At 75.2% G+C, this 22282-nt stretch carries 23 protein-coding genes; 12 read left to right on the forward strand and 11 right to left on the reverse strand.

Annotated features, from left to right (window positions below; genetic code table 11):
- Together thiG and CNX65_RS02110 are read left to right on the forward strand one after the other, a co-directional pair.
- Positions 1 to 771 (forward strand): thiazole synthase, encoded by a 771-nt coding sequence (thiG, locus tag CNX65_RS02105; protein WP_177154471.1) that lies wholly within the window; start codon positions 1 to 3, stop codon positions 769 to 771.
- Positions 772 to 855: 84 nt separating this feature from the next.
- Positions 856 to 1275 carry a MarR family winged helix-turn-helix transcriptional regulator gene (locus CNX65_RS02110; RefSeq protein WP_096491266.1) on the forward strand — a complete coding sequence of 140 codons (420 nt, stop codon included), beginning with the start codon at positions 856 to 858 and terminating at the stop codon, positions 1273 to 1275.
- Between the two features lie 15 nt (positions 1276 to 1290).
- On the opposite strand, the gene CNX65_RS02115 is transcribed toward CNX65_RS02110, so the two are convergent.
- Both CNX65_RS02115 and CNX65_RS02120 read right to left on the reverse strand, forming a co-directional pair.
- Entirely contained in the window at positions 1291 to 2109 is an 819-nt protein-coding gene (locus tag CNX65_RS02115; RefSeq protein ID WP_096491267.1) for a class I SAM-dependent methyltransferase, read from the reverse strand.
- Between the two features lie 85 nt (positions 2110 to 2194).
- Positions 2195 to 2932 (reverse strand): SDR family NAD(P)-dependent oxidoreductase, encoded by a 738-nt coding sequence (locus tag CNX65_RS02120; protein ID WP_096491268.1) that lies wholly within the window; start codon positions 2930 to 2932, stop codon positions 2195 to 2197.
- Positions 2933 to 3016: 84 nt separating this feature from the next.
- Here CNX65_RS02120 and CNX65_RS02125 point away from each other — a divergent pair, with 84 nt between their 5' ends.
- Positions 3017 to 3607, forward strand: a complete 591-nt coding sequence (locus tag CNX65_RS02125) for a TetR/AcrR family transcriptional regulator (protein ID WP_177154472.1) — start codon at positions 3017 to 3019, stop codon at positions 3605 to 3607.
- A gap of 5 nt (positions 3608 to 3612) precedes the next feature.
- On the opposite strand, the gene CNX65_RS02130 is transcribed toward CNX65_RS02125, so the two are convergent.
- Entirely contained in the window at positions 3613 to 4317 is a 705-nt protein-coding gene (locus CNX65_RS02130) for an alpha/beta fold hydrolase (RefSeq protein WP_096491270.1), read from the reverse strand.
- A gap of 136 nt (positions 4318 to 4453) precedes the next feature.
- Between CNX65_RS02130 and CNX65_RS02135 the strand changes: the two genes are divergently transcribed.
- On the forward strand, positions 4454 to 5023 hold the full coding sequence (locus CNX65_RS02135) for a TetR/AcrR family transcriptional regulator (protein WP_096491271.1): 570 nt from the start codon (positions 4454 to 4456) through the stop codon (positions 5021 to 5023).
- Between the two features lie 412 nt (positions 5024 to 5435).
- Here the strand turns inward: CNX65_RS02135 and CNX65_RS02140 are convergent, their stop codons facing one another.
- On the reverse strand, positions 5436 to 6443 hold the full coding sequence (locus tag CNX65_RS02140; RefSeq protein WP_177154473.1) for an NADP-dependent oxidoreductase: 1008 nt from the start codon (positions 6441 to 6443) through the stop codon (positions 5436 to 5438).
- Between the two features lie 123 nt (positions 6444 to 6566).
- Here CNX65_RS02140 and CNX65_RS02145 point away from each other — a divergent pair, with 123 nt between their 5' ends.
- A complete protein-coding gene (locus tag CNX65_RS02145; RefSeq protein ID WP_232519667.1) occupies positions 6567 to 7223 on the forward strand; it encodes a TetR/AcrR family transcriptional regulator in 657 nt (218 codons plus the stop codon).
- Here the strand turns inward: CNX65_RS02145 and thiD are convergent.
- Both thiD and thiC read right to left on the reverse strand, forming a co-directional pair.
- A complete protein-coding gene (gene thiD / locus CNX65_RS02150) occupies positions 7166 to 7996 on the reverse strand; it encodes a bifunctional hydroxymethylpyrimidine kinase/phosphomethylpyrimidine kinase (protein WP_096491272.1) in 831 nt (276 codons plus the stop codon). The two genes, CNX65_RS02145 and thiD, sit on opposite strands and share 58 nt — an antisense overlap.
- 1 nt (position 7997) lies before the next feature.
- Positions 7998 to 9641: a phosphomethylpyrimidine synthase ThiC gene (gene thiC, locus CNX65_RS02155; protein WP_096491273.1), complete on the reverse strand. Its 1644-nt coding sequence runs from the start codon at positions 9639 to 9641 to the stop codon at positions 7998 to 8000.
- A 187-nt stretch (positions 9642 to 9828) separates the two neighbouring features.
- Here thiC and CNX65_RS02160 point away from each other — a divergent pair, with 187 nt between their 5' ends.
- Positions 9829 to 10584 (forward strand): hypothetical protein, encoded by a 756-nt coding sequence (locus tag CNX65_RS02160; protein WP_232519668.1) that lies wholly within the window; start codon positions 9829 to 9831, stop codon positions 10582 to 10584.
- Positions 10585 to 10669: 85 nt separating this feature from the next.
- Here CNX65_RS02160 and CNX65_RS02165 read toward each other — a convergent pair whose 3' ends face one another.
- The gene (locus tag CNX65_RS02165) at positions 10670 to 11257 is read right to left on the reverse strand and encodes a peptide deformylase (protein WP_096497557.1); all 588 of its coding nucleotides are present in this window, start codon (positions 11255 to 11257) and stop codon (positions 10670 to 10672) included.
- Between the two features lie 162 nt (positions 11258 to 11419).
- Here CNX65_RS02165 and CNX65_RS02170 point away from each other — a divergent pair, with 162 nt between their 5' ends.
- Together CNX65_RS02170 and CNX65_RS02175 are read left to right on the forward strand one after the other, a co-directional pair.
- Entirely contained in the window at positions 11420 to 11704 is a 285-nt protein-coding gene (locus tag CNX65_RS02170; RefSeq protein WP_096491274.1) for a DUF3263 domain-containing protein, read from the forward strand.
- Entirely contained in the window at positions 11701 to 12369 is a 669-nt protein-coding gene (locus CNX65_RS02175; RefSeq protein ID WP_096491275.1) for a LytR C-terminal domain-containing protein, read from the forward strand. Before CNX65_RS02170 ends, CNX65_RS02175 begins: the two co-directional genes overlap by 4 nt.
- 53 nt (positions 12370 to 12422) lie before the next feature.
- Here the strand turns inward: CNX65_RS02175 and CNX65_RS02180 are convergent, their stop codons facing one another.
- Positions 12423 to 13130 carry a GntR family transcriptional regulator gene (locus CNX65_RS02180; RefSeq protein ID WP_096491276.1) on the reverse strand — a complete coding sequence of 236 codons (708 nt, stop codon included), beginning with the start codon at positions 13128 to 13130 and terminating at the stop codon, positions 12423 to 12425.
- A gap of 86 nt (positions 13131 to 13216) precedes the next feature.
- On the opposite strand from CNX65_RS02180, the gene CNX65_RS02185 reads away from it, so the two are divergent.
- From CNX65_RS02185 to CNX65_RS02200, 4 genes are all read left to right on the forward strand, one after another.
- Positions 13217 to 14314, forward strand: coding sequence for an NADH:flavin oxidoreductase/NADH oxidase (locus CNX65_RS02185; RefSeq protein ID WP_096491277.1), 1098 nt, complete (start codon positions 13217 to 13219; stop codon positions 14312 to 14314).
- 498 nt (positions 14315 to 14812) lie between these two features.
- Positions 14813 to 17020 (forward strand): AAA family ATPase, encoded by a 2208-nt coding sequence (locus CNX65_RS02190; RefSeq protein WP_096491278.1) that lies wholly within the window; start codon positions 14813 to 14815, stop codon positions 17018 to 17020.
- A 273-nt stretch (positions 17021 to 17293) separates the two neighbouring features.
- The gene (locus CNX65_RS02195; protein ID WP_096491279.1) at positions 17294 to 17818 is read left to right on the forward strand and encodes a SigE family RNA polymerase sigma factor; all 525 of its coding nucleotides are present in this window, start codon (positions 17294 to 17296) and stop codon (positions 17816 to 17818) included.
- A complete protein-coding gene (locus CNX65_RS02200; protein ID WP_096491280.1) occupies positions 17815 to 18576 on the forward strand; it encodes a hypothetical protein in 762 nt (253 codons plus the stop codon). Before CNX65_RS02195 ends, CNX65_RS02200 begins: the two co-directional genes overlap by 4 nt.
- Positions 18577 to 18805: 229 nt before the next feature.
- Here the strand turns inward: CNX65_RS02200 and pssA are convergent, their stop codons facing one another.
- From pssA to CNX65_RS02215, 3 genes are all read right to left on the reverse strand, one after another.
- The gene (gene pssA / locus CNX65_RS02205; RefSeq protein ID WP_096491281.1) at positions 18806 to 19798 is read right to left on the reverse strand and encodes a CDP-diacylglycerol--serine O-phosphatidyltransferase; all 993 of its coding nucleotides are present in this window, start codon (positions 19796 to 19798) and stop codon (positions 18806 to 18808) included.
- 3 nt (positions 19799 to 19801) lie between these two features.
- A complete protein-coding gene (locus tag CNX65_RS02210) occupies positions 19802 to 20515 on the reverse strand; it encodes a phosphatidylserine decarboxylase (RefSeq protein ID WP_012783066.1) in 714 nt (237 codons plus the stop codon).
- Between the two features lie 215 nt (positions 20516 to 20730).
- Complete coding sequence (locus CNX65_RS02215) at positions 20731 to 22242, reverse strand: M48 family metallopeptidase (protein WP_096491282.1); 1512 nt, start codon at positions 22240 to 22242, stop codon at positions 20731 to 20733.
- Positions 22243 to 22282: the final 40 nt, after the last annotated feature.

Consider the following 22282-nt stretch of genomic DNA (forward strand, 5'->3'; position numbering starts at 1 on the left):
GTGACCGACCCCTCCGACCCCCTCCGCATCGCCGACCGCGAGTTCACCTCCCGCCTGATCACCGGCACCGGCGGCGCGACCAACCTGACCGCCCTCGAACGCGCCCTGCGCGCCTCCGGCACCGAGCTGACCACCGTCGCCCTCCGCCGCGCCGACGGCTCCGGCGGCACCGGCGTCCTGGAGCTCCTGCGCCGCCTCGGCATCGACCTCCTGCCCAACACCGCGGGCTGCCGCACCGCCGCCGAGGCCGTCCTCACCGCCCGGCTCGCCCGCGAGGCCCTCGGCACGTCCTGGGTGAAGCTGGAGGTCCACGCCGACGACCGCACCCTCCTCCCCGACCCGGTCGAGACGCTCGACGCCGCGCGCCGCCTCGTCGCCGACGGCTTCACCGTCCTGCCCTACACCAACGACGACCCGGTCCTCGCCCTGCGCCTGGAGGACGCGGGCTGCGCCGCCGTCATGCCGCTCGGCTCGCCGATCGGCACGGGCCTGGGCATCCGCAACCCGCACAACCTGGAGCTGATCGTCGCCAGGGCGTCGGTCCCGGTGATCCTCGACGCGGGCGTCGGCACCGCCTCCGACGCCGCGCTCGCCATGGAGCTCGGCTGCGCCGCCGTGCTGCTCGCCACGGCCGTGACCAGGGCGCAGGACCCCGAGCTGATGGCCTCCGCCATGCGGTCGGCGGTGCGCGCGGGCAGGTGGGCGCGCCTGGCGGGCCGGGTGCCGAAGCGGTTCTGGGCGCACGCGTCCAGCCCTGCGCCGGACGCCTGAACGGTGATCGGCTTGTCGGTGGTGCAGGGGGCACCCGGCATGATGGATGCTGAACACCCGTTTTGTCCGGAGGAGGGGCCGCCGGTGACCGACCTGGAGGACGCCACCGCGCGTTTGTACCTCACGATCGGCAGGCTCTCCCGGCTGCTGCGCCGGACCGGCTCACCGGGGCTCGGCCCCGGCGCGGTCTCGGCGCTGGCGACGCTGGCGCGCTGCGGCCCGATGCGGTTGGGGGACCTGGCGAACAAGGAGGGCGTCGCGCCGCCGACGCTGTCCCGGATCGTGGCGACGCTCGTCGAGGCCGGATACGTGCGCAGGGAACCGGACCCCCAGGACGGTCGGGCCTGGCTGGCCAGTCCGACCGACGAGGGGGTCGCGATGGTGTCCGGCGTGCGGTCCGCGCGCGTGCAGGAGCTGAGGGCCCGACTGGAGACCCTCAGCCCCGAGCACCGCGACGCGCTCGTGGGCGCGCTGGGCGCGCTGGAGGCCCTGGTCGAGGAGTAGGCGCGGACCGGTGCGCTACGCGGGGAACCGGTAGCGCACCAGCCGCCCGGCGTCCCGCAGCCTCGGGATCGCGCCGACGATCCCCAGCTGCACCCGCCCGGCCACGGGCAGCCGGTCCCGCATCGGCAGCTCGGTGCTGCGCACCGACCCCACCAGCTCCAGCCCCCACGCCTCGGGCCCGGTCGGGTCGTCCAGCCCCCACCGCAGCACCGCCCCCGACCGCCGCACGGGCGGCACGAGCTTCTGCAGCCTGATGCCGATCGTGCCGTAGACGTCGAACATCAGCTCCCCGGACGGGAACCGCCCGACGGCCCGCCGGACCAGCCCCTCCACCTCCGCGCCGGACAGGTACATCGACAGCCCCTCGAACAAGACCGCGGTCGGCCGGTCGTCGGGTATCGACTCCCACAGCTCGGGCGAGGTCGCGGACGCCCCGACGAGCCGGTAGTCCCCGCCCGGCGGCGGGAGCACCTTCTCCCGCACCGCCACGACGTCCGGCAGGTCGACGTCCACCCAGCGCACGTCGGGGCCGGGGGAGAGGCGGTGGGCGCGGGTGTCCAGGCCGCAGGCGAGGTGGACGACGGTGGCCCCGTGGCGCGCGGCCAGGAACTGCCGCAACCACCGGTCGAGCTGCCAGGCCCGGATGGCGACGCCGACGGCGGACGTCGTCGTCATGCCGGTGCCGGGGAAGTCGTAGTCGAGGCGGGCGACGGCCTCGGCGGCTGCTGCGTCGTTCAGGACGGAGTTGGGGCGGGCGCTGTCGAGCGCTCGTCCGTACAGCGTGGCCAGCATCGTCTCCTGCGCTCCGGTGAGCGTCACGCGCACGCGATCCATCGGCCCGAGCGTAGACCGGAACCGTTGGCGCGACAGGGGTTTCCGGCACAGCGGTCCCGGTGCGACGAGCGCGGGCCCGCTCCGGTCAGACCTGCGCCTGACCGCCGTCCGCGAACAGCTCGACGCCGGTGACGAACGAGGACGCGTCCGAGGCCAGGAACAGCGCCGCCGACGCGATCTCCTCGGGCTCGGCCATCCGCCCCAGCGGCACCTGCTCCCGCACGTACTGCTCGATCATCGGCCCGCCCGCGCGCATCAGGCCGGGCGTGCGGGTGGGGCCGGGGCTGAGCACGTTGATCCGGAACTGCCGTTCCCCGGACTGCGCCGCCCAGTTGCGCACCAGGTTCCGCACCGCGGCCTTGGACGCGCTGTACACCGCGAGGGCCGGGTTGGGCCGGGTGCTGTTGCTGGACCCGATCACGATGATCGACGCGCCCGCCGACAGCAGCGGCAGCGCCTTCTGGATGGTGAACAGCGTGCCCTTCACGTTCACCGCGAGGGTGAGGTCGACGCCCTCCTCGGTGTGCTCGCCGAGCGGGGCGTCGGCCGCCAGGCCCGCGTTCGCGACCAGCACGTCGACCCGCCCGGCCTCGGCCCGCACCCGCTCGTAGAGCGCGTCCAGCGCGGCCGGGTCGGCGACGTCGGCCCGCACCCCGGTGGCGGCGGCCCCGATCGCGGCGACGGCCGCGTCGAGCCGCTCGGCGTCCCGCCCGGTGACGAAGACCCGCGCGCCCTCGGCGGCGAACCGGTGGGCCATGGCCAGCCCGATCCCGCTGGAACCCCCGGTGATCACGGCGACCTTGTCCTGCAACACGCCCGGCATGGGTGAACCCCTCGTTCTGGAATGGATCGTCCAGAACATAGCCGGTTGTGGACGAACGAGTCAAGAACGGGTAGTTTCGGCGCCGTGCCCAGGCCCAGGAAGTTCGACGAGACCCAGGTGCTGGAGCTGGCGCGGGAGCAGTTCTGGACCACCGGGTTCGCGGGCACGCGCATGGACGACATCGCCCGCGCCACCGGTCTGGGCAAGGGCAGCCTCTACGGGGCGTTCGGCGACAAGGAGGCCCTGTTCCACCGCGTCTTCGACGACTGGTGCGGGGCGATCGTCGCCCTGGCCGAGGAGCACCTGAGCGGCCCGGACGAGGGCGCGCTCGCGAGGCTGGAGGCCTACGTCCGCTTCGTCGCCGCGAACACCGCCGCCGACGTCGGGCGCCGGGGCTGCTTCCAGGCCAAGGGGACCGCCGAGCTGGCCGCGTCCGACGAGTCCGTCGCCGACCGCTCGGCCACCACCCTGCGCGCGGTGCTCGGGCTGCTGAGCCGGGAGATCGCCGCCGCCCAGCGCTGCGGCCACCTCGCCCCCGGAGCCGACCCGGACGCGCTGGCGTCGCTGCTGCTGGTCGTGGTCCGGGGCGTCGAGGCGGTCGGGAAGGCGGGCCTGGGCGCGGAGGTCGTGACCGGCGCGGCGGACACCGCGCTGGCGCTCCTGCCCAGGCCCTAGCGCGCTCAGCCGGTGGCGCGCACCGCCGCGAGCACCAGCTCGGCCACCACCTCCGGCCGGGACACCGCGACCGCGTGCGAGGCGTCGACCCGCGTCGTGGTCGACCCGGCGCGCTCGGCCATGAACTCCTGCGAGGCCGCCGGGATCGCGTTGTCCTGGTTCGCGACCAGCGCCCACGACGGCAGCGAGCGCCACGCGGGCTCGCCGTCGAGCCCGCCCGCCAGCGCGGCCTCGGCCACCGGGCGCTGGGTGGCGGCCAGCACGGTCGTCGCGCTCTCGGGCAGGTCGGCCGCGAACACCTCGCGGAAGTCCCCCGGCTTGATCGACAGCTCCGGCGCGCCCTCGTGCACGAGCACGTCCAGGGTGTCCGGGCCGAGCTTGGCGCCGGGGAAGCGGTTCGCCAGCTCCAGCGCGCTCTCGCCGGTGTCGGGCTGGAACGCCGCGACGTAGACCAGCGCCCTCGCGCCTGCGACGTCCCGCGCCGCGCGGGTGATCAGCGCGCCGCCGTAGGAGTGGCCGACCAGCACGACCGGGCCTTCGACGCCGTTGGCGACCGAGGCGACGTAGCGGGCGTCGGGCTCCAGGCCGCGCAGCGGGTTCGCGACGGCGACGACCGGGACGTCCTCGGCCTGGAGCCTGCGGACGACGTCGGTCCAGCTGGACGAGTCGGCGAACGCGCCGTGGACCAGGACGACGGTGGGGGTGCTCATGGTGGGGACTCCTCGCGTCCGTTGCGGTAGAAAGAACGATCGTTCTTTCTGTGGACAAGACTAGCCCTCCGCTCGCGGTGGTCAACGTGGGCGATCACACGGTGCAGAACGACCGGTCTTTCTCTACGGTGGGGGGATGACGACTGCCCAGGTCCGGGACGAGCACCCCAGGGAGAGGCTGCTGCGCACCGCGACCCGCCTCTTCTACGCCGAGGGCGTCCACGCGGTCGGGGTGGACCGCCTGGTCAAGCAGGCCGCCGTCACCAGGGCGACGTTCTACCGCCACTTCCCGGCCAAGGACGACCTCGTCGCCGCGTACCTGACCGAGGAGAGCCTGCGCATCCGCGAGGGCATGGCCGCGCTCACCGAGGGCCGCCCGCCGCGCGCCGCGCTCGTGGCGATGCTCGCCGAGGTCGGCGACGCGACCTGCGCCGACGGCTTCCGGGGCTGCCAGTTCCTCAACGCCGCCGCCGAGCACCCCGACCCGGCCCACCCGGTCCGCGCGGTCGTGGACGAGCACCGCCGCTGGTTCGCCGGACGCCTGCGCGAGCTGGCCGCCGAGGCCGGTTGCCCGGACCCGGACCACGTGGCCCGCGTCCTGGTCCTGCTGCGTGACGGCGCCCTGTCCGGCGGCGACCTGGACGACCCGGCGCTCGTGCGCGCCACCCTCCGCCGGGCCGTCGAGGCGGTCGTGCCCGAGCGGTAGTGCCCGGTGAGGGGGTCTCGCCCCGCGGCGTGAACCGGTCCGCACCCCGGTTCCCCGCCGCGCGTTCGCGCCAGCAGGGAGGGGGCCGGTCCCGCGCGGTCCCGAGTGGGGATCGACAACCCGTGCCGGTCGTGCCAGTCGGGCTGTTCTCCCGCGCCTTCGTCCTCGCCGTCGCGGCGCTCCCCGCCGCGATCGCGAGCGCGGAGGAGCCCCGGCAGCGGTCCGCCCCATCTGGTGATCGGCGAGGTGGGCGCGATCGGGGAAACGCCGGTCGCGAAGTGCCCCGGCGGCACCGGGGTGGCCACCGGCGGCTTCGCCTCGGCGAGCCTCGGCCAAGCCAACGGCGGGGATCTGCGACCTCGTCATCGCCTGCGCCCCGGCGTCTCCCGAGCGCCCGCCGCCCCGCCGACGGCTAGTCGACCGCCAGCACGATCTTGCCCCGGATGTGCCCGCGCTCCGCCCGCGCGTGCGCGGCGGCGGCGTCCGCGAGCGGGAAGACGCTGTCGACCCCCACCCGCACCGCGCCCGACCCCAGCAGCGCGCCCAGCTCCGCCAGCTGCGCCCCGCTCGCCCTGACCTGCGTCGCCGAGACGGTCACCTCCCGCCGTGCCGCCTCGGCCGCGTCGTACGGGCCGGGGAACACCGGGAACAGCGCGCCCCCGCGCCGGACCAGCGGCAGGAACCGCCCGGCCGCCTCCCCGCCGACCGCGTCCAGCACCAGGTCGACCTCGTCGACCACGTCCTCGGCGCGCTCGCGGGTGTAGTCCACGACCACGTCCGCGCCCAGCTCCCGCAGGAACTGCCCGTGCGACCCCGAGGCCACCGCGACCACCCGCGCGCCCCGCCACTTCGCCAACTGCACCGCGAAGTGCCCGACCCCGCCCGCCGCGCCGTTGACCAGCACCGTCGTTCCCGGCTCGATCGCCACCGGCCGGTGCGGCTCCGGCTGGAACGGCGGCGCGACCTCGTGCCCGAGCGCGATCAGGAACTGCCACGCGGTCAGCCCCGCCATCGGCGCGCCCGCCGCCCGCACGTGGTCCACGCCCGCGGGCTTGCGGGCGAGGTCCGCCGCGGGCGCCACCACCTGCTCGGCGTACGCGCTGCCGCCGGGCGAGGGGAAGCGCAGCATCCCGAACACCTCGTCCCCGACGGCCCACCCCGCGCCGTCGCCGACCTCCTCCACCACCCCGGACACGTCCGTGCCGGGGATCAGCGGCAGGTCGAGCACGGGCCGCAGCTCCGGCGGGATCTTCGTCATGCCCTCCCGCAGGTACCAGTCCGGCGGGTTGAGCCCCACCGCCCGCACCCGCACCCGGACCTCGCCCGGCCCCACCTCGGGCACCGGGACCTCGTCGAGCCGCAGCACCTGGGGCCCGCCGTGCTCGTGCACCCGGATCGCCTTCATCGTGCCGGTCACCATGGCCTCCACCTGCTCGGACGTTGAACGGATCAGTGAACCGGATTAACCGGTTCACTGATCCGGATACTAGGAGTGGGCGTGCGACCGGGTCAAGTGGTTCACTGAACCGGAAAGGGGGCGGACATGCGGGCGGACGCCAGGAAGAACCGCGACCACCTGCTCGCGATCGCGGACGCGGTCATCGCCGAGCAGGGCGCGGACGTGTCGATGCGCGACCTCGCGCGCCGCGCCGAGGTCGGACTCGCGACCCTGCTGCGCCACTTCCCGACCAGGGACGCGCTGCTCGACGCCCTGCTCCGCGCGGGCTTCGACGAGCTGACCGCCCTCGCGGACCGGCTGGAGGCGCGCCTGCCCCCCGGCGAGGCGCTCAAGGCGTGGCTGCGCGACTTCGTCGCCTGCGCGCACACCTACCGGGGCGCCGTCACGACCATGATGGGCGCCATCGAGGACCCGGACTCCGCGCTGCACGCCTCCTGCGTCGCGATGCGCGGCTCCGGCGCCCGCCTGCTGGAGCGCGCCCAGTCAGCGGGCCAGGCCAGGACCGACCTGACCGGCCCCGACCTCTTCGCGCTCGGCGGGGCGCTCATCTGGCTGCACGACCAGCCCACGTCCGCGCCCCGCGCCGACCACCTGCTCGACGTGGTCGTCGCCGCGATCCTGACCCCCCAGAAGCCGCAGGCCCGCCCGCGCGAACGCGGACGGGCCCACGGGGAGAACCCCACTCACTCAGCCAGCCGCCACAGCGGCGACACCGGCCCGACCCCGCTGCCCAGCGGGTAGGCCGCCAGCACCGACCGGACCACGAAGTCCTTCCCGAACCGCACCGCGTCGACCACCCCGACCCCGCGCGCCAGGCGCGAGCAGATGGACGACGCCAGCGTGTCCCCGCTGCCGTGCGTGTGCAGCACGTCGTACCGGGGCCCCACGTACTCGTGGAACTCCCGCCCGTCGTACAGCAGGTCCAGGCACTCCGGGTCGCCCCTCATGTGCCCGCCCTTGACCAGCACCCACTCCGGGCCCATGCCGTGCAGCACCCTCGCGACCTCGCGCTGCTCCTCGCGGGTGCGCACGTCGACCCCGGTCAGCAGCCGCACCTCGTCCAGGTTCGGCGTCACCAGCGTCGCCCTCGGGAACAGCAGGACCCGCAGCGCCTCCAGCGCGGCGTCGGTCAGCAGCGGGTCGCCGTGCATGGACGCCGACACCGGGTCCACCACGAACGGCGTCCCGCCCGAGCCGATGCCGACCTCGTCGCACGCCTCCGCCACCGCCTCGATGATCGGCGCCGACGCGAGCATCCCGGTCTTGGCCGCGTCCACGCCGATGTCGGTGGCCACCACCCTGATCTGCGCCGCGACCTGCTCGGCCGGGATCTCCACGACGCCGCTCACGCCCAGCGAGTTCTGCACCGTCACGGCGGTCACGGCGGTCATGCCGTGCACCCCGCACGCCGCCAGCACCCGCAGGTCGGCCTGCAACCCCGCGCCACCGCCCGAGTCGGAACCCGCGATGGTCAGCACCTTCTTCGGCGTCTCCACGACGCTCGGCCGCTCCACGTCAGTCCACGACCGGCAGGTAGACCTTGCCGCCCCGGTCGTCGAACTCGTGCGCCTTCTCGGCCATACCCGCCTCAATCGCTTCCACAGTGGACAGACCCCGCTCCTCAGCGTAGCGCCGCACGTCCTGCGTGATCCGCATCGAGCAGAACTTCGGCCCGCACATCGAGCAGAAGTGCGCCGTCTTCGCGGGCTCCGCCGGGAGCGTCCGGTCGTGGAACTCGCGCGCGGTGTCCGGGTCGAGGGAGAGGTTGAACTGGTCCTCCCAGCGGAACTCGAACCTGGCCCTCGACAGCGCGTCGTCCCACGCCTGCGCGCCGGGGTGGCCCTTGGCGAGGTCGGCGGCGTGCGCGGCGATCTTGTACGTGATCACCCCGGTCTTCACGTCGTCCCGGTCCGGCAGCCCCAGGTGCTCCTTCGGGGTCACGTAGCAGAGCATGGCCGTGCCGAGCGCCCCGATCTGCGCCGCGCCGATCGCCGACGTGATGTGGTCGTAGGCGGGCGCGACGTCGGTGGCCAGCGGGCCGAGCGTGTAGAACGGCGCGCCGTCGCACCACTCCTGCTCCAGCCGCACGTTCTCCGCGATCTTGTGCAGCGGCACGTGGCCCGGTCCCTCGATCATCACCTGCACGTCGTGCGCCCTGGCCACCCGCGCCAGCTCGCCCAGGGTGCGCAGCTCGGCGAACTGGGCCTCGTCGTTGGCGTCCGCGATCGAGCCGGGCCGCAGCCCGTCGCCCAGCGAGAACGTCACGTCGTACTCGCGCAGGATCTCGCACAGCTCGGCGAACCGGGTGTACAGGAAGCTCTCCCGGTGGTGCGCCAGGCACCACGCGGCCATGATCGACCCGCCGCGCGAGACGATCCCGGTCACCCGCCGCGCCGTCAGCGGCACGTACCGCAGCAGCACGCCCGCGTGCACCGTCATGTAGTCCACGCCCTGCTCGGCCTGCTCCACGACGGTGTCCCGGTACACCTCCCAGGACAGCGCGGCCGGGTCGCCGCCGACCTTCTCCAGCGCCTGGTAGACCGGCACCGTCCCCACCGGCACCGGCGAGTTGCGGATGATCCACTCGCGGGTCTCGTGGATGCGCTTGCCGGTCGACAGGTCCATCACGGTGTCGGCGCCCCAGCGGGTCGCCCACACCATCTTCTCCACCTCCTCCTCGACGGACGAGGTCACCGCCGAGTTGCCGATGTTGGCGTTGACCTTCACCAGGAACCCCTTGCCGATGACCATCGGCTCGGACTCCGGGTGGTTGCGGTTGGCCGGGATCACCGCGCGCCCCGCGGCGACCTCGTCGCGCACGAACTCCGGCGCCAGCGACTCGCGCAGCGCCGCGAACCGCATCTCCGGGGTGATCACGCCCGCCCGCGCCCAGGCCAGCTGGGTCGCGGCCCCGTTCACGGGCTCGCGCGCGGAGATCCAGCCCGCGCGGATCTTCTCCAGCCCTCCGCGCACGTCGACGTCCCCGGCCGTGTAAGGCCCGGAGGTGTCGTACAGGTCGAAGTGGTCGCCGTCGGTGAGCTCGACCCTGCGGAACGGGACCCGCACGCCGTCCTCCGCGTCGCGGTGGACCTTGCGGGACCCCCGGATCGGCCCGGTGGTGACGCTCGGCCGGACCGAGCCGTCCCCGAGTGCCGTCACGGCATTCCTCCCTACGCCGGCATTACCCGGTCAGGTTCAGGCGGTCGGCGGCCCCGCGACCCCAAGGTCGCAGCCGCCCTCTCAGCCCGCTCTGGTGCGAGCTCCCGCGATGTTGAGTTGTCCGATCGACCATAGCCACGGCGCGGTGCCGGTGCCAAGGGCCGGGCCCACGGCGTAAGTTGCACGCGTGGCTGATCACCCGCCGTTCCCGCCCGGCGCGCGGCGCGTTGCCCGCCGCGCCCCGGTCTCGGCCTGCCCGACCTGCGGTGACCTGGCCGGACGCGGTTACCCGACCTGCCGGTTCTGCGCCGAGCTGGTCGACCAGGTGTGGCTGCTGGACTGGCAGGAGCTGCTGTCCGCCGAGCAGCTGGCCGAGGGCGGTTCGGGGGAGCGCGAGCTGGCCGAGCGGGTGCTGGCCGAGCCGGTGGGCAGGCACGCGTGGACGTGCGTGGACTGGGCGATGACCCTGGTCACCTGCTCGCAGTGCGGCGCCGAGCCGACCGCGGGGCCGTGGGACTGCGTCCGCTGCGCGGTGACCGAGTCGGCCCGCTGGCAGTGGGACCACACCGCGGTGCCGGGCTCGATCACCCCGGCCGAGCACGCCCTGCGCGCCGCGAGGGCCGCGCTGCGCGCCCCGCACCGCAGGCGCTCCCCGGTGGTGGACGCCTGGCGGCTGCTGCTGCCGTTCCTGGTGGCGGGCCACGGCGTGACGTCGGCGGACGTGTCGCGGCTGCGCGCCCAGGTCATCGGCGGCTGGTACGCCGAGCTGGCCGCGTGCGGCAGCGCCGTCGAGCTGACCGGCTTCGTCGAGCTCCCGTGGCGCCGCACGTCACCCACCGGCGACCACCGGCCCCAGCCCCAGCCCCACCGGCCCGGCCCCCGGCGGCAGCTGGAGGCCGCGCCGGACGCGGGCGCGCCGCAGGTCGCGCCCGACCCGGTCTAGGGAAGGCGCCCGGTCCGGGCAAGGCGCGGCGACGCCGCTCCGCGCGCCTGCGCGGTGGAGCGGGCGTCGCCGGTCCGGCAGGCCCTCAGTCCTCGTCCTCGTCGTCCGCGAACGGGTCCTCCGAGGTGGCCGGGTCCCAGGACAGCCCCGGAACGCCCCACCCGTTGGCCTTGATCATCTTCTTCGAGGCCCGCTTGTGCCGACCCACCAGCCGGTCCAGGTACAGGTACCCGTCCAGGTGGTCCGTCTCGTGCTGGAGGCACCGGGCGAAGAACCCGGTCCCCTCGACCTCGACCGGGTCCCCGTTCCCGTCGGTCCCGGTGACCTTCGCCCAGGACGCGCGCCCGGTCGGGTAGGACTCGCCGGGCGCCGAGAGGCAGCCCTCGTAGTCGTCGTCCGGGTCCGGCATCCCCAGCGGGACGTCCGAGGTCTGGAGCACCGGGTTCACCACCTCGCCCCGGTGCCGCACCCCCTCGTCGTCCGGGCAGTCGTAGACGAACAGCCGGAGGTCCACGCCGATCTGGTTCGCCGCGAGGCCGACGCCGTTGGCGGCGGCCATCGTCTCGTACATGTCCGCGATGAGCGCCCTGAGCTCGTCGTCGTGCTCGTCCACGGGGCGGGTCGGGTTGTGCAGGACCGGGTCGCCCGCGATCCGGATGGGGTGTACTGCCATGCCGCGCACCCTATCGGCGCGCCACCCCCGCGCCCGCCGCGCGGCGCGCCGACCCCGCGCCGCGCCGCCGTCCCGCCCGGCGTGTCGGGTCGCGCGACCCACGACGACCAAGATCACGTGATGTAATGAGATCACCCACCGAACCGCAGGCCGAGGAGCCCGATGGACGCCGCACTCGCGCACCCCGCAGCCCCTGGCGGGCTCGACGAGCGGGAGCGCGAGATCCTGGCCTTCGAGCGCCAGTGGTGGAAGTACGCGGGCGCCAAGGAGCAGGCCGTCCGCGAGCTGTTCGACCTCACGCCCACCCGCTACTACCAGCTACTCAACGCGTTGATCGAGAAGGAGGAGGCCCTCGCGGCCGATCCGATGCTCGTCAAGCGGCTGCTCCGGTTGCGATCGGGCAGGCGGCGGGCTCGGGCGGCTAGGCGCCTGGGCGTGGACGGATGAGCAACCCCGAGTCCTCAGGTTCGGCCCAACCCGCCCGCGCCGCGGGCTTCGCGCTGCTCGGCCTCGCCGGGGTGGCGCTGGTGCTCGGCCTCGTGACGCTGTTCACCGGGTCGGACGACGACCCGCAGGCGCAGCGGCAACCCGCCCCGAGCACCTCCGCGCCCGCCGAACCGGGTCCCTCCGGCGAGTCGCCCGCCGGTGAGCCGCCCGCGAGCGAGCCGCCCGCGAGCGAGTCCGGCGGCGCGCCGACGACCACCACCACCACCACCGAGCAGCCGCCCGCGACGACGACGGAGCAGCAGCCCCAGCCGCAGCCCCCGGCGCAGCAGCCCGGCGACCAGTCGCAGGGCACGCCCGCGACCCGGCCCTCGGTGCGCGTCTACAACAACAGCAACATCAGCGGTCTGGCCGCGCGCGCGTCCGACGACATCGGCAAGTCCGGCTGGGCGGTCCAGGCCACCGGCAACTACCCGGACGGCATCATCGAGACCACCACGGTCTACTACCGCGCGGGCACGGCCGAGGAGGACGCGGCCAAGCAGCTGGCCCAGTCGATCCGCGCGCGCGTGATGCCCCGGTTCGACGGCATCAAGGACGCGCACGACGGCGTCATCGTGATCGTCACGAACGACTACCGGGGGCCGGGCGGCAAGACGGGAAGCTGAGCCCTCCCGACGGCGTCGACCAGGGGTGATCCCCGGTCGGCGCCGTTCGCGCCTCACCCCTCGCGCCGCTCGCCCCCGCAGTCCTCCGGGCACAGCAGGTCGGACCAGTCGTCGTCGTCCGACAGCTCGAACACCCGCCTGCGGTGCTCCCCGAGCAGCGCGCTCGCGGTGGCCGCGTCACGGGTGCGCAGCGCGGCGACCAGCTCCCGGTGCTCCTCGGCGCACCCGTCCCGCAGCCCCTCGTCCCGGCTGATCCGGGTGAGCAGGAACAGGTGGACCTGCCGCCGGATGCACCGCCACGAGCGGGTCAGCCGCTCGTGGTGCGCTGCGGCGAACACCGCGTCGTGGAAGTCGACGTCCCGCTGCGCCAGCTCGTGCGCCCCGACGGCCCGCGCCAGCGCCTCGGCGGCCCGGTCGAGCGCGGCGAAGTCCTCCTCGGTGGCCCGGTGCGCGACCTCGTGCACCGCGAGGCCCTCCAGGGCCCCGCGCAGGCTGTCCAGCTCGGCGACGTCCCTGCGGGAGAAGCGGGTGACCGTCGCGCCCCGGTGCCAGGTGACGTGCACGAGCCCCTCGTGCTCCAGCAGCCGCAGCGCCTCGCGGACGGGGCCCCGGCTGACGTCCATGACGGTCGACAGCTCGACCTCGCGCAGCTGCCTGCCGGGTTCGTAGGCGCCGGTGAGGATGCCCTCGCGGATGCGGTCGGCCACCTCGTCGGCCAGGCCCCTGCGGCGGGCGGGTGACACGGTGCCCTGGGTGCTCATGACTCCCCTCACGTTCGTGCCCCTCGATGTTAACAACTCGCCGAGGTCGTCCTATTGTTAACATTGCGACAAGTGAGGAGCACCCGTTGAGCACCCTGTTCAGCACGCTGACCCTGCGATCCCTCGACATCCCGAACCGGGTCTGGATGTCCCCGATGTGCACCTACTCCGCCGCCCCCTCGGGCCCGGAGGCCGGTGTGCCCACCGACTTCCACCTCACCCACCTGGCCAGCCGCGCCGCCGGTGGCGCGGGCCTGGTCATGGTGGAGGCGACCGGCGTCCGCGCCGACGGCCGCATCAGCCCGTGGGACCTCGGCCTGTGGAACGACGCCCAGCAGGAGGCGTTCGCCCGGATCACCGCCGCGATCAGCGCTTACGGCTCGGTCCCCGCGATCCAGCTCGCCCACGCGGGCCGCAAGGCGTCGACGAACAAGCCGTGGCTAGGCGGGGGTTCCGTCGCCGACACCGAGCACGGCTGGCAGCCGGTCGGCCCCAGCCCGGTCCCGTTCCACGGCCTGCCCGTGCCGCACGAGCTGACCACCGACGAGATCGCCGCGCTGGTGGAGGACTTCGCCGCGTCCGCGCGCCGCGCCCTCGCCGCCGGGTTCCAGGTCGTCGAGGTGCACGGCGCCCACGGCTACCTGATCAACTCCTTCCTGTCCCCGATCTCGAACCAGCGCACCGACGAGTACGGCGGCACGACCGAGAACCGGATGCGCTTCGCGCTGGAGGTCGTGGACGCGGTGCGCGCGGTGTGGCCGGAGCACCTGCCGGTGCTGTTCCGCACCTCGGCCACCGACTGGACCGCCGAGCAGGGCGGCGCGGGCTGGGCCGAGGACGACACGGTGCTGCTGGCCAAGGAGCTCCAGCGGCGCGGCGTCGACCTGCTCGACGTGTCGACCGGAGGCATGGCGCACGACGCGGTCATCCCGGTGGAGCCGCACTACCAGGTGCGCTTCGCGGCCAAGGTCCGCGAGGCCACCGGCCTGCCCACCGGCGCGGTCGGCCTGATCACCGAGCCCGCGCGGGCCGAGGAGGTCGTCGCGACCGGCCAGGCCGACGCGGTCCTGCTGGGCCGCGAGCTGCTGCGCGACCCGTACTGGGCGCACCACGCGGCGCAGGAGCTGGGCGTGGACTCGAACTGGCCGGAGCAGTACGGGTACGCCGTGCGCCCGCGCCGCTAGGAGCGCGGGGAGCGGGGCCGCCACCCGGCCCCGCTCCCGCCCCCTGAACGCCCCGCCCGCACCACCGGGCCGCACCACGACCCGCGCGATCCCCCGCACCTCGCGGCTCGTGCGGCCCGAGGCGCGGGCGGGGCGCCACTCCCACCGCTCCCGCCACACGCCCCGCAGGCCCCCGTGGCCCGTCCCGCTCCGGCTGGTCTGCCGCCCGCCACCCGCCACCCGGCCTGCCCGGCCCGCCGGCCACCCGGCCCGGCCCGCCCGGCCCGCCCGGCCCGCCAACCGCCCCGCCTTGCCCGACCCGTCCGGCTCGCCTTGCCCTGCCCTGCCCGCCCAGCCCCAGCCCCGGCCCGGCCCGTCCCGCTGCCAGGCCCTGCCTGCCGACCACCCCGACCGGGGCTCGCCGCGCCGCTCGCCTGCCGCCCCCACCCCTCCTCCCCGCGCCCGCCCCCCTTCCGGTTTCGCACCACCCACCCCCGCCCGTCGAACTACCCTGGCCCCGTGATCACCCTGACCGCGAGGCTCTCCCCGTCCGCGCTGGACACCCGCCGCGGTGTCGTCCGGATGCACCGCGAAGTCCTGGACGCGCTCGGCCTGCGCCAGTGGGACGCGGTCCGCCTCACCGGCGCGCGGGTCAGCGCGGCCCTCGCCGCCGCCGCGCCCGACGGCAGCCCCGTCGGCGTCGTGCTGGTCGACGACATCACCCTCTCCAACCTCGGCGTCACCGAGGGCGCGGAGCTCGTCGTCGCCCCCGTCGAGGTGTCCGCCGCCCGCACCATCACCGTCGCGGGCTCCCGCCTGGCCAGCACCGCGCTCACCCCGGAGACCCTCCGGATGGCGCTCACCGGCAAGGTCCTCACCGTCGGCGACGCGGTGTCCCTGCTCCCGCAGGACCTGGCCCCGCCGCCCGGCGCCGACGTCTCGGCCACCCGCCGCAAGCTGTCCGCCGCCATCGGCACGACCTGGACCAACGAGCTGCTCACCATCACCTCCGCCGACCCCGGCGGCGGCGCGGTGGCCGTGCGCCCCTCCACGCTCGTGGCCTGGCGCGACGCGACCGCCCCCGCCCCGGCGCAGGCCGCCCCGCCCGCCGTCGACGCGGGCGTCGCCCCGGTCGCCCCGCCGCCCCCGCCCGCCGAGGCGCTCCCGGTCGCCGACCTGGTCGGCCAGCAGGACGCCGCCCGCCGCCTCGCCGAGTGGCTCGACCTCGTCCTCACCCAGCCGGAGCTGCTCACCAGGCTCGGCGCGGCCCCCAGGCTCGCCGCGCTGGTCAGCGGCCCCGAGGGGGTCGGCAAGGCGACCCTGGTGCGGGCCGTGGCGCACGCGGCGGGCACGCGCGTGGTCGAGGTGTCCGCGCCCGCGATCGCCGTGCTGGAGGCCAACGCCACCGCGCGGGCCCTCGCCGACGCGATCACCCAGGCCCAGTCCCAGCCCGGTTCCCCCGCGGTGCTGGTGCTCACCGACGTGGAGGCGCTGCTGCCCGCCGCCACCCCGCCCCCGGTGGCCACGGTCGTGCTCGACGCCCTGCGCGCCGCGCTCGCCACCACCCCGCTCGTGGTCACCAGCGCCAACCCGGAGCTGATCGACCCGCGCCTGCGCGTCCCCGACCTGGTCGACCGCGAGCTGGTGCTGCCCCTGCCCGACGGCGCGACCCGCCGCGAGCTGCTGCGCGCGCTGCTGCGCGAGGTGCCCCTCGAACCGGACGTGGACCTGGCCGAGGTCGCCGACCGCACCCCCGGCTTCGTCGCCGCCGACCTGGTGGCGGTGCGCCGCGAGGCCGCCGTCCGCTCCGCGCTGCGCCAGCGCCAGGAGGCCGAGCCGCGCGTGGCGCAGGAGGACCTCCTCGGCTCGCTGGACACCGTCCGCCCGATCTCCATGTCCACCTCGGACACCCTGCGCACCGGCGGCCTGACCCTGGACGACGTCGGCGACATGGCCGAGGTCAAGCAGGCGCTCACCGAGGCCGCGCTGTGGCCGCTCCAGTACCCGGACTCGTTCGCCCGCCTCGGCGTCGAGCCCCCGCGCGGCCTGCTCCTGTACGGCCCGCCCGGCTGCGGCAAGACGTTCCTGGTCCGCGCGCTGGCCGGGACGGGCAAGCTGAACGTGCTGTCGGTCAAGGGCGCCGAGCTGATGGACAAGTTCGTCGGCGAGTCCGAGCGCGCGGTCCGCGAGCTGTTCCGCAGGGCCGCCGAGGCCGCGCCCGCGCTGGTGTTCCTGGACGAGGTGGACGCGCTGGCCCCGCGCCGGGGCCAGTCCTCGGACTCGGGCGTGGCGGACCGCGTGGTCGCCGCGCTGCTGACCGAGCTGGACGGCGTGGAGCCGCTGCGCGACGTGATCGTGCTGGGCGCGACGAACCGCCCGGAGCTGGTCGACCCGGCCCTGCTGCGACCGGGCAGGCTGGAGCGCCTGGTCTACGTGCCGCCGCCGGACGCCGAGGCCCGCGCGGAGATCCTGCGCTCCGCCTCCCGCAACACCCCGCTCGCGGAGGACGTCGAGCTGACCGCGCTGGCGGACGACCTCGACGGCTACTCGGCGGCGGACTGCGCCGCGCTGATCCGCGAGGCGGCGCTGACCGCGATGCGCGAGTCCCTGTCGGCGACCGCCGTGACGGCGGAGCACCTGGCCAAGGCGCGCGGGGTCGTGCGCCCGTCGCTGGACCCGGCGCAGCTGGCGTCGCTGGCGGCCTACGCGGAGTCCCGGAAGGCCTGAGCCGCAGCGGTTCCCGGTCCCCCTCGGCACTGCGGGGGGACCGGGAACCGCGCTGGTGGGCCGCGCCCCGTTCCGCCGCCCGCGCGCGCCGTCCGGGACCCGGCCCCGCGGTCCGGGGCCCGGACGGGCCGTCCGAGATCCCAGACGCCCGTCTCCGGGGCCGGGAGCCGCCTGTCCCGAGCCGCACCCCCGCCGCAGTGAGATCTCCCCGTCGAGCAACCGGATGCCCGCCCCCGCCGGTATCAGGCCGGTGACAGCAGGGGAGGCGTACTGGTGGATCGTCAGGACTTCACGCGGATCGCGCGTGAGCGGGCGGTGCCGTGGCGGCGGGTCGCGTACCTCATCTGCGGGGACTGGGGCCGCGCCGAGGACCTCGTGCAGGCGGCCCTCCTGCGCATGTACAAGCACTGGCACCGCATCGAGCCGCGCGGCCTGGAGGCCTACGCGCGCAAGGTCATCTCGCGGCTGGCGCTGGACGAGGCCAAGCGCGCCTCCCGGCGCAAGGAGGTGCTGGGCGAGGTCCCGGACCGCCCGGCCGCGCAGTGCGACGAGGAGGTGGACGGCGCCCCCGAGGTGCGGGCCGCGCTCAAGGCCATGCCGCCCCGGCAGCGGGCCGTGATCGTCCTGCGCTTCTACGCCGACCTCGACGTGGCGGCGACCGCGAAGGCGCTCGGGATCACCCAGGGCACGGTGAAGTCCCAGTGCTCGCGCGGGCTGGACTCGCTGCGCGAGGCGCTCGGCCCGCACCACGCGGCCCTCGCGACCAGGACCCCGGAGCGGACGGGAGGCAGCAGGTGAACGTGCGCAAGGACTTCTTCGACCACGCCATCGGGAGGGGCGAACCCCCGGTGGAGCTGGACTTCGAGGCCATCGAGCGCGAGGGCGCGGACGCCCTGCGCCGCCGCAAGCGGGTGGTCCCCGCGCTGGCCATGGCGGGCGTCGCGGCGGTCGCGGGCGGCATCATGGCGCTCGCGTCGGGCCTGGGGAGCGCGGGAGGACTGGTCGAGCAGGGCTCGGGCGGCGGCGACCCGATCCCGGCCACGCCCGCGCCCCCCTCGCGGCACAGCCCGGACGCGGGCCCGTCCAGCACCGCGCCGGCCCCGTCCCCGGCCAGCTCCACGCCACCCGACACCGGGTCGGCGCCCAGCAGCACCGCGGCGGGCTCCCCCGAGGGCCGCCGCTCGGACGCCTCGGTCGTGGACCCCACCGCGGTCGCCGCCGCCGACCGGCTCCCGATCTGCTTCAGCAAGGCGAGCATGGCGGGCTACGGCCAGCCGTGGGGGCCGGAGACCCTCCTGGTCCGGCCGGTGCCCGCCGCGTCGCTCACCCCGACCCAGGGCAGCCCCGACCGCTTCGACGTCGCCCTGGACGTGTGCAGGCAGTACTGGACCGACAACGTCCGAGGCTGGCGCGCCCCGGACGCCCCGGTGCCCGCCCTGGTGCGCTGCGTCCTCGTGCTGCCGCAGTCGCCGGAGCACGGCTCGCTCGGCGTGTACCCCGGCGACGAGGGGACCTGCCGCGAGCTCGGCTTCCCGGTGGCGGTGCCCGCGAAGTAGCGCCGACCCCGCCCGCGCACGGGCCTGGGGGCGGTGCGCGGCGCGCGAAAAGGGCCGGGGCGGTGGGATTCCCACCGCCCCGGCCCTTCGGCTTGCCGAACCGATCACCAGCCTGTGCTCACCGGCCTGTGCTCATCGATCCGCGTTCACCCGGCCTGCGTTCACCGGCCTGCGTTCACCGGCCCGAGCCCCTCGGCGCCGAACGCGCTCCCGCGCCCGACGCCCGCGCTCACTTGCGCCGCAACCCGAGCTGCCGCCAGGCCCGCCGCCCGCCGCCGGTCTCGCGCCGCGACCCGGCGCCGTCCGACCCGGCCCCGTCCGACCCCACCGGGCCGAGCACGTCGTCCGAGTCGACCCGCCTCGGTCGCCGCACGGCCCGCCGCGCCGCGCCCGCGACCCGGTTCCGCATCGGCTGCCGCAGCCCGAGCCGCCGCGCCGCCACCCCGTGCGCCCTGCGGATCGCCCGCCGGTCGGCCGGGGGCACCTCCCAGGCCTCGGGGTGCTTGGCCAGCCACCGGTACCGCCGCACCGCGTACGGCAGGTGCACCAGGTACCCGACCTCGATCACGACCAGCACCGCGAGCGGGAACGTGATCAGCGCCGCCGCGACCAGCGCGACCACCACGAGCAGCGGGGCCACCAACCGCTGCGGCACCTTGATCGTCTTGATGGACAGCGTCGGGATGCGGCTCACCAGCAGCATCGCGACCGTCACCGTCCACACCGCGACCACCGGGGTGGAGGACCACCAGCCGGACCGGCCCAGCTGCTCGTCCAGCGTCAGCGGGAGCAGCAGCAGCAACCCGCCTATGGGTGCGGGCACGCCGACGAAGAACTCCTTGGCGTACGGCGGTTGCTCGACGTCCAGCAGGGTGTTGAACCGCGCCAGCCGCAGCACCATGCACACCGCGAACACCAGCGACACGACCCAGCCGAACCGGTCCGGGTCGAACTTCCACACGTACAGCACCATCGCGGGCGCGACGCCGAACGAGATCGAGTCGGCCAGCGAGTCCAGCTCGGCGCCCATCTTGCTGGTGGCGTCGAGCATCCGGGCGAGCCGCCCGTCGAGCCCGTCGAACAGGGCCGCCGCCGCGATGGAGGCGATCGCCGCCCCGTACATGCCCCTGATCGCGAAGTGCACGGCCGACAGGCCCGCGCACATCGCCAGCACGGTGATGGCGTTCGGCAGCAGCCGGACGCCCGGTGCGGTCGACGCCACGGCTCAGTTCCCCGGCAGCTCGGCGAGGACGGTCTCCCCGCCGATGGTGCGCTGACCCGCCTCGACCAGGACGCGGGACCCGCGCGGCACGTACAGGTCGACGCGCGACCCGAAGCGGATCAGGCCGTAGGTGGAGCCCGCGGCGACGGCGTCGCCCTCGGACACCTCGCACACGATGCGCCGGGCGACCAGGCCCGCGATCTGCACGACGACGATCTCGTGGCCCTCCTCGGAGGTCAGCCACACCGTGTTGCGCTCGTTCTCCTCGCTGGCCTTGTCCAGGTCGGCGGAGAGGAACTTGCCCGCGTGGTAGGAGACCTGGCGGACGACGCCGGTCACCGGGACGCGCTGCACGTGCACGTCGAACACCGACAGGAACACGCTGATCCGCGTCATCGGCTCGGAGCCGAGGCCCAGCTCGGCGGGCGGCAGGGCCTCGACGACGTGCGAGACGGTGCCGTCGGCGGGCGCGATCGCCAGGCCCGCGCGGGTGGGGGTGGTGCGCTTGGGCTCGCGGAAGAACCACGCGACCCACGCGGTGACCAGCGCGCCGACGACACCGGCGGGCTTGGAGATCCGGCGCAGCAGGAGCGTCGCCGCCGCCGCGCCTGCGACGAACGGGCGGCCCGCCGGGTGCATCGGGGGGACGATCCCCTTGGCGAGCTCGATGAAGTGGGAAACGGCACCACTGTTGTGCTTGTCGCGATCGACCGTCATGTCTCTTCCGATGTGTGGGCGTGGTTCCGCCACACGCTACGCGGTCTGCCCCGGAACGTCCGGGTTGCCCGTGCGCCCCCGACGAACGCACGGGCGATCCGACTGGCAAGTGGTACGGCCGTATCGCAGAGTGTAATTCAGATCACAATGCATGTTCCATCGTTGAATATGAGCCCTCGGTCACACCCGGTCGGACGCACGCGCCGGACCCGCCCTCACGCGGTCGGCGCGACCTGCTCCCCGGTGGTCCGCGTCACCCGCGTCACCCGCGCGCGCCGCGTCCCGAGCACGTCCGCCGCCCGCTTCCACGCCTCCGCCGCGCGCTCCGGCCCGCCCAGCACCTCGGCGAACAGGGGCGGCCCGTCGACAGCGCGCCCGTCCTCCAGCCGCACCACCCACCGCTTGTCCCAGTCCGCCTCGTACGCGCCGACCCCGGCGGCCACCAGCTCGTGCTCCAGCACCGCGCCCAGCAGCCCGGCCAGCACCTGCGCCCGCTGCTCCTCGGGCACCTCGCCGCCCAGCAGCTCCGCCGACAGCAGGCGCCCCAGCAGCGCGTCCCGGTGCTCGGTGGAGGCCAGCGCGGCCAGCGCGTCGTCCAGCGACACCTCGCCCGCCAGGCCCGCCCGCGCGCCCGCGACGGCCAGCAGCCCGGCCCGCCGCTCCCCGTGCTCCCGCGCGACCACGCCCACGACCTCGTCCCAGTCGGCGGTCGGCCCGAAGCCGCCGCCGACCATGATCGAGCGCTCCAGGTCGGCGGTCGCCCCGCTCAGCAGCGTCCACGCCGGGCGGTCGTCCCGCTCGACCTCGGGGGAGGGCAGCGTCGCCATCCGACCGACCCGCTCGCGGATCGGCGGGTGGCTGTCGAACACCGACTCCGGCTCGCGCGCCAGCAGCTCGGCCCGCGCCTCGTCCATCCGGCCCCGCCGCTCCGGCTCCGACAGGTAGGCGTGGAACCCGGCCATCACCGGCGGGGTCAGCTCGGCCTGCGCGCCCAGCGACAGGAACTGCGCCTGGTAGCCGTTCCACGCCGCCCCCAGCACCGGCAGCTTCCGCAGCGCGGACTGCGCGGCCTCGCGGCCCGCGGCGGTCACCGACGCGGTGTCGGCGTCCAGCTCCTGCCTGCGGTTCACCGACGCGGCCACCCGCGCGTAGAGCCGGGCGTACCAGGCGAACGGGCGCCGCAGGAACGTGTCGTCCAGCCCGTCCACCACGTGCACCAGCGCCTCCTTGGCGCGATAGGTCAGCGCGGACAGCTTGGTGTGCCCGCCGCCGTAGTGGCCCAGCTCGTGCGCCAGCACCGACCGCAGCTCGCTCGCGGTCAGCCCGGCCAGCAGCGGCAGGCCGATCAGCAGGGTCCGGCGGCCCGCGCGCAGGCCCAGCATCGGCGCCTGCTCGGACACGGCCGCGTTGACCGCCCCGATCAGCCGGATCTCGTCCGGGCCCCTGGTGCCCGCGACGGCGGCCAGCTCGTCCACGGTGGCCCACAGCCCTGGCTGCGCCTCGCGGGTGAGCGGGGCGCCCTCGACCTCGCCGCGCGCCTTGAGCGCCTTGTGGAGGGCGCTGACCAGGACCAGGACCAGCGGGACCGCGATCAGCGCGACCTTGATCGCGTTGAGCTCGCGGCCTGTCGTGAAGCCGTGCACGGTGAGCGCGCACAGCCCGACGGTGAGCGCCGTGAAGAGGACGAAGAAGCCGATCAGCAAGCCGACGGCGAGAACCGCGCGCATGGCAATCCCTCAGTGGGTGGAGAAGGCCCGCCCCCCTGGC

It is taken from the genome of Actinosynnema pretiosum (genome assembly GCF_002354875.1).
In the GTDB taxonomy this organism is placed as follows: Bacteria; Actinomycetota; Actinomycetes; order Mycobacteriales; family Pseudonocardiaceae; genus Actinosynnema; species Actinosynnema auranticum.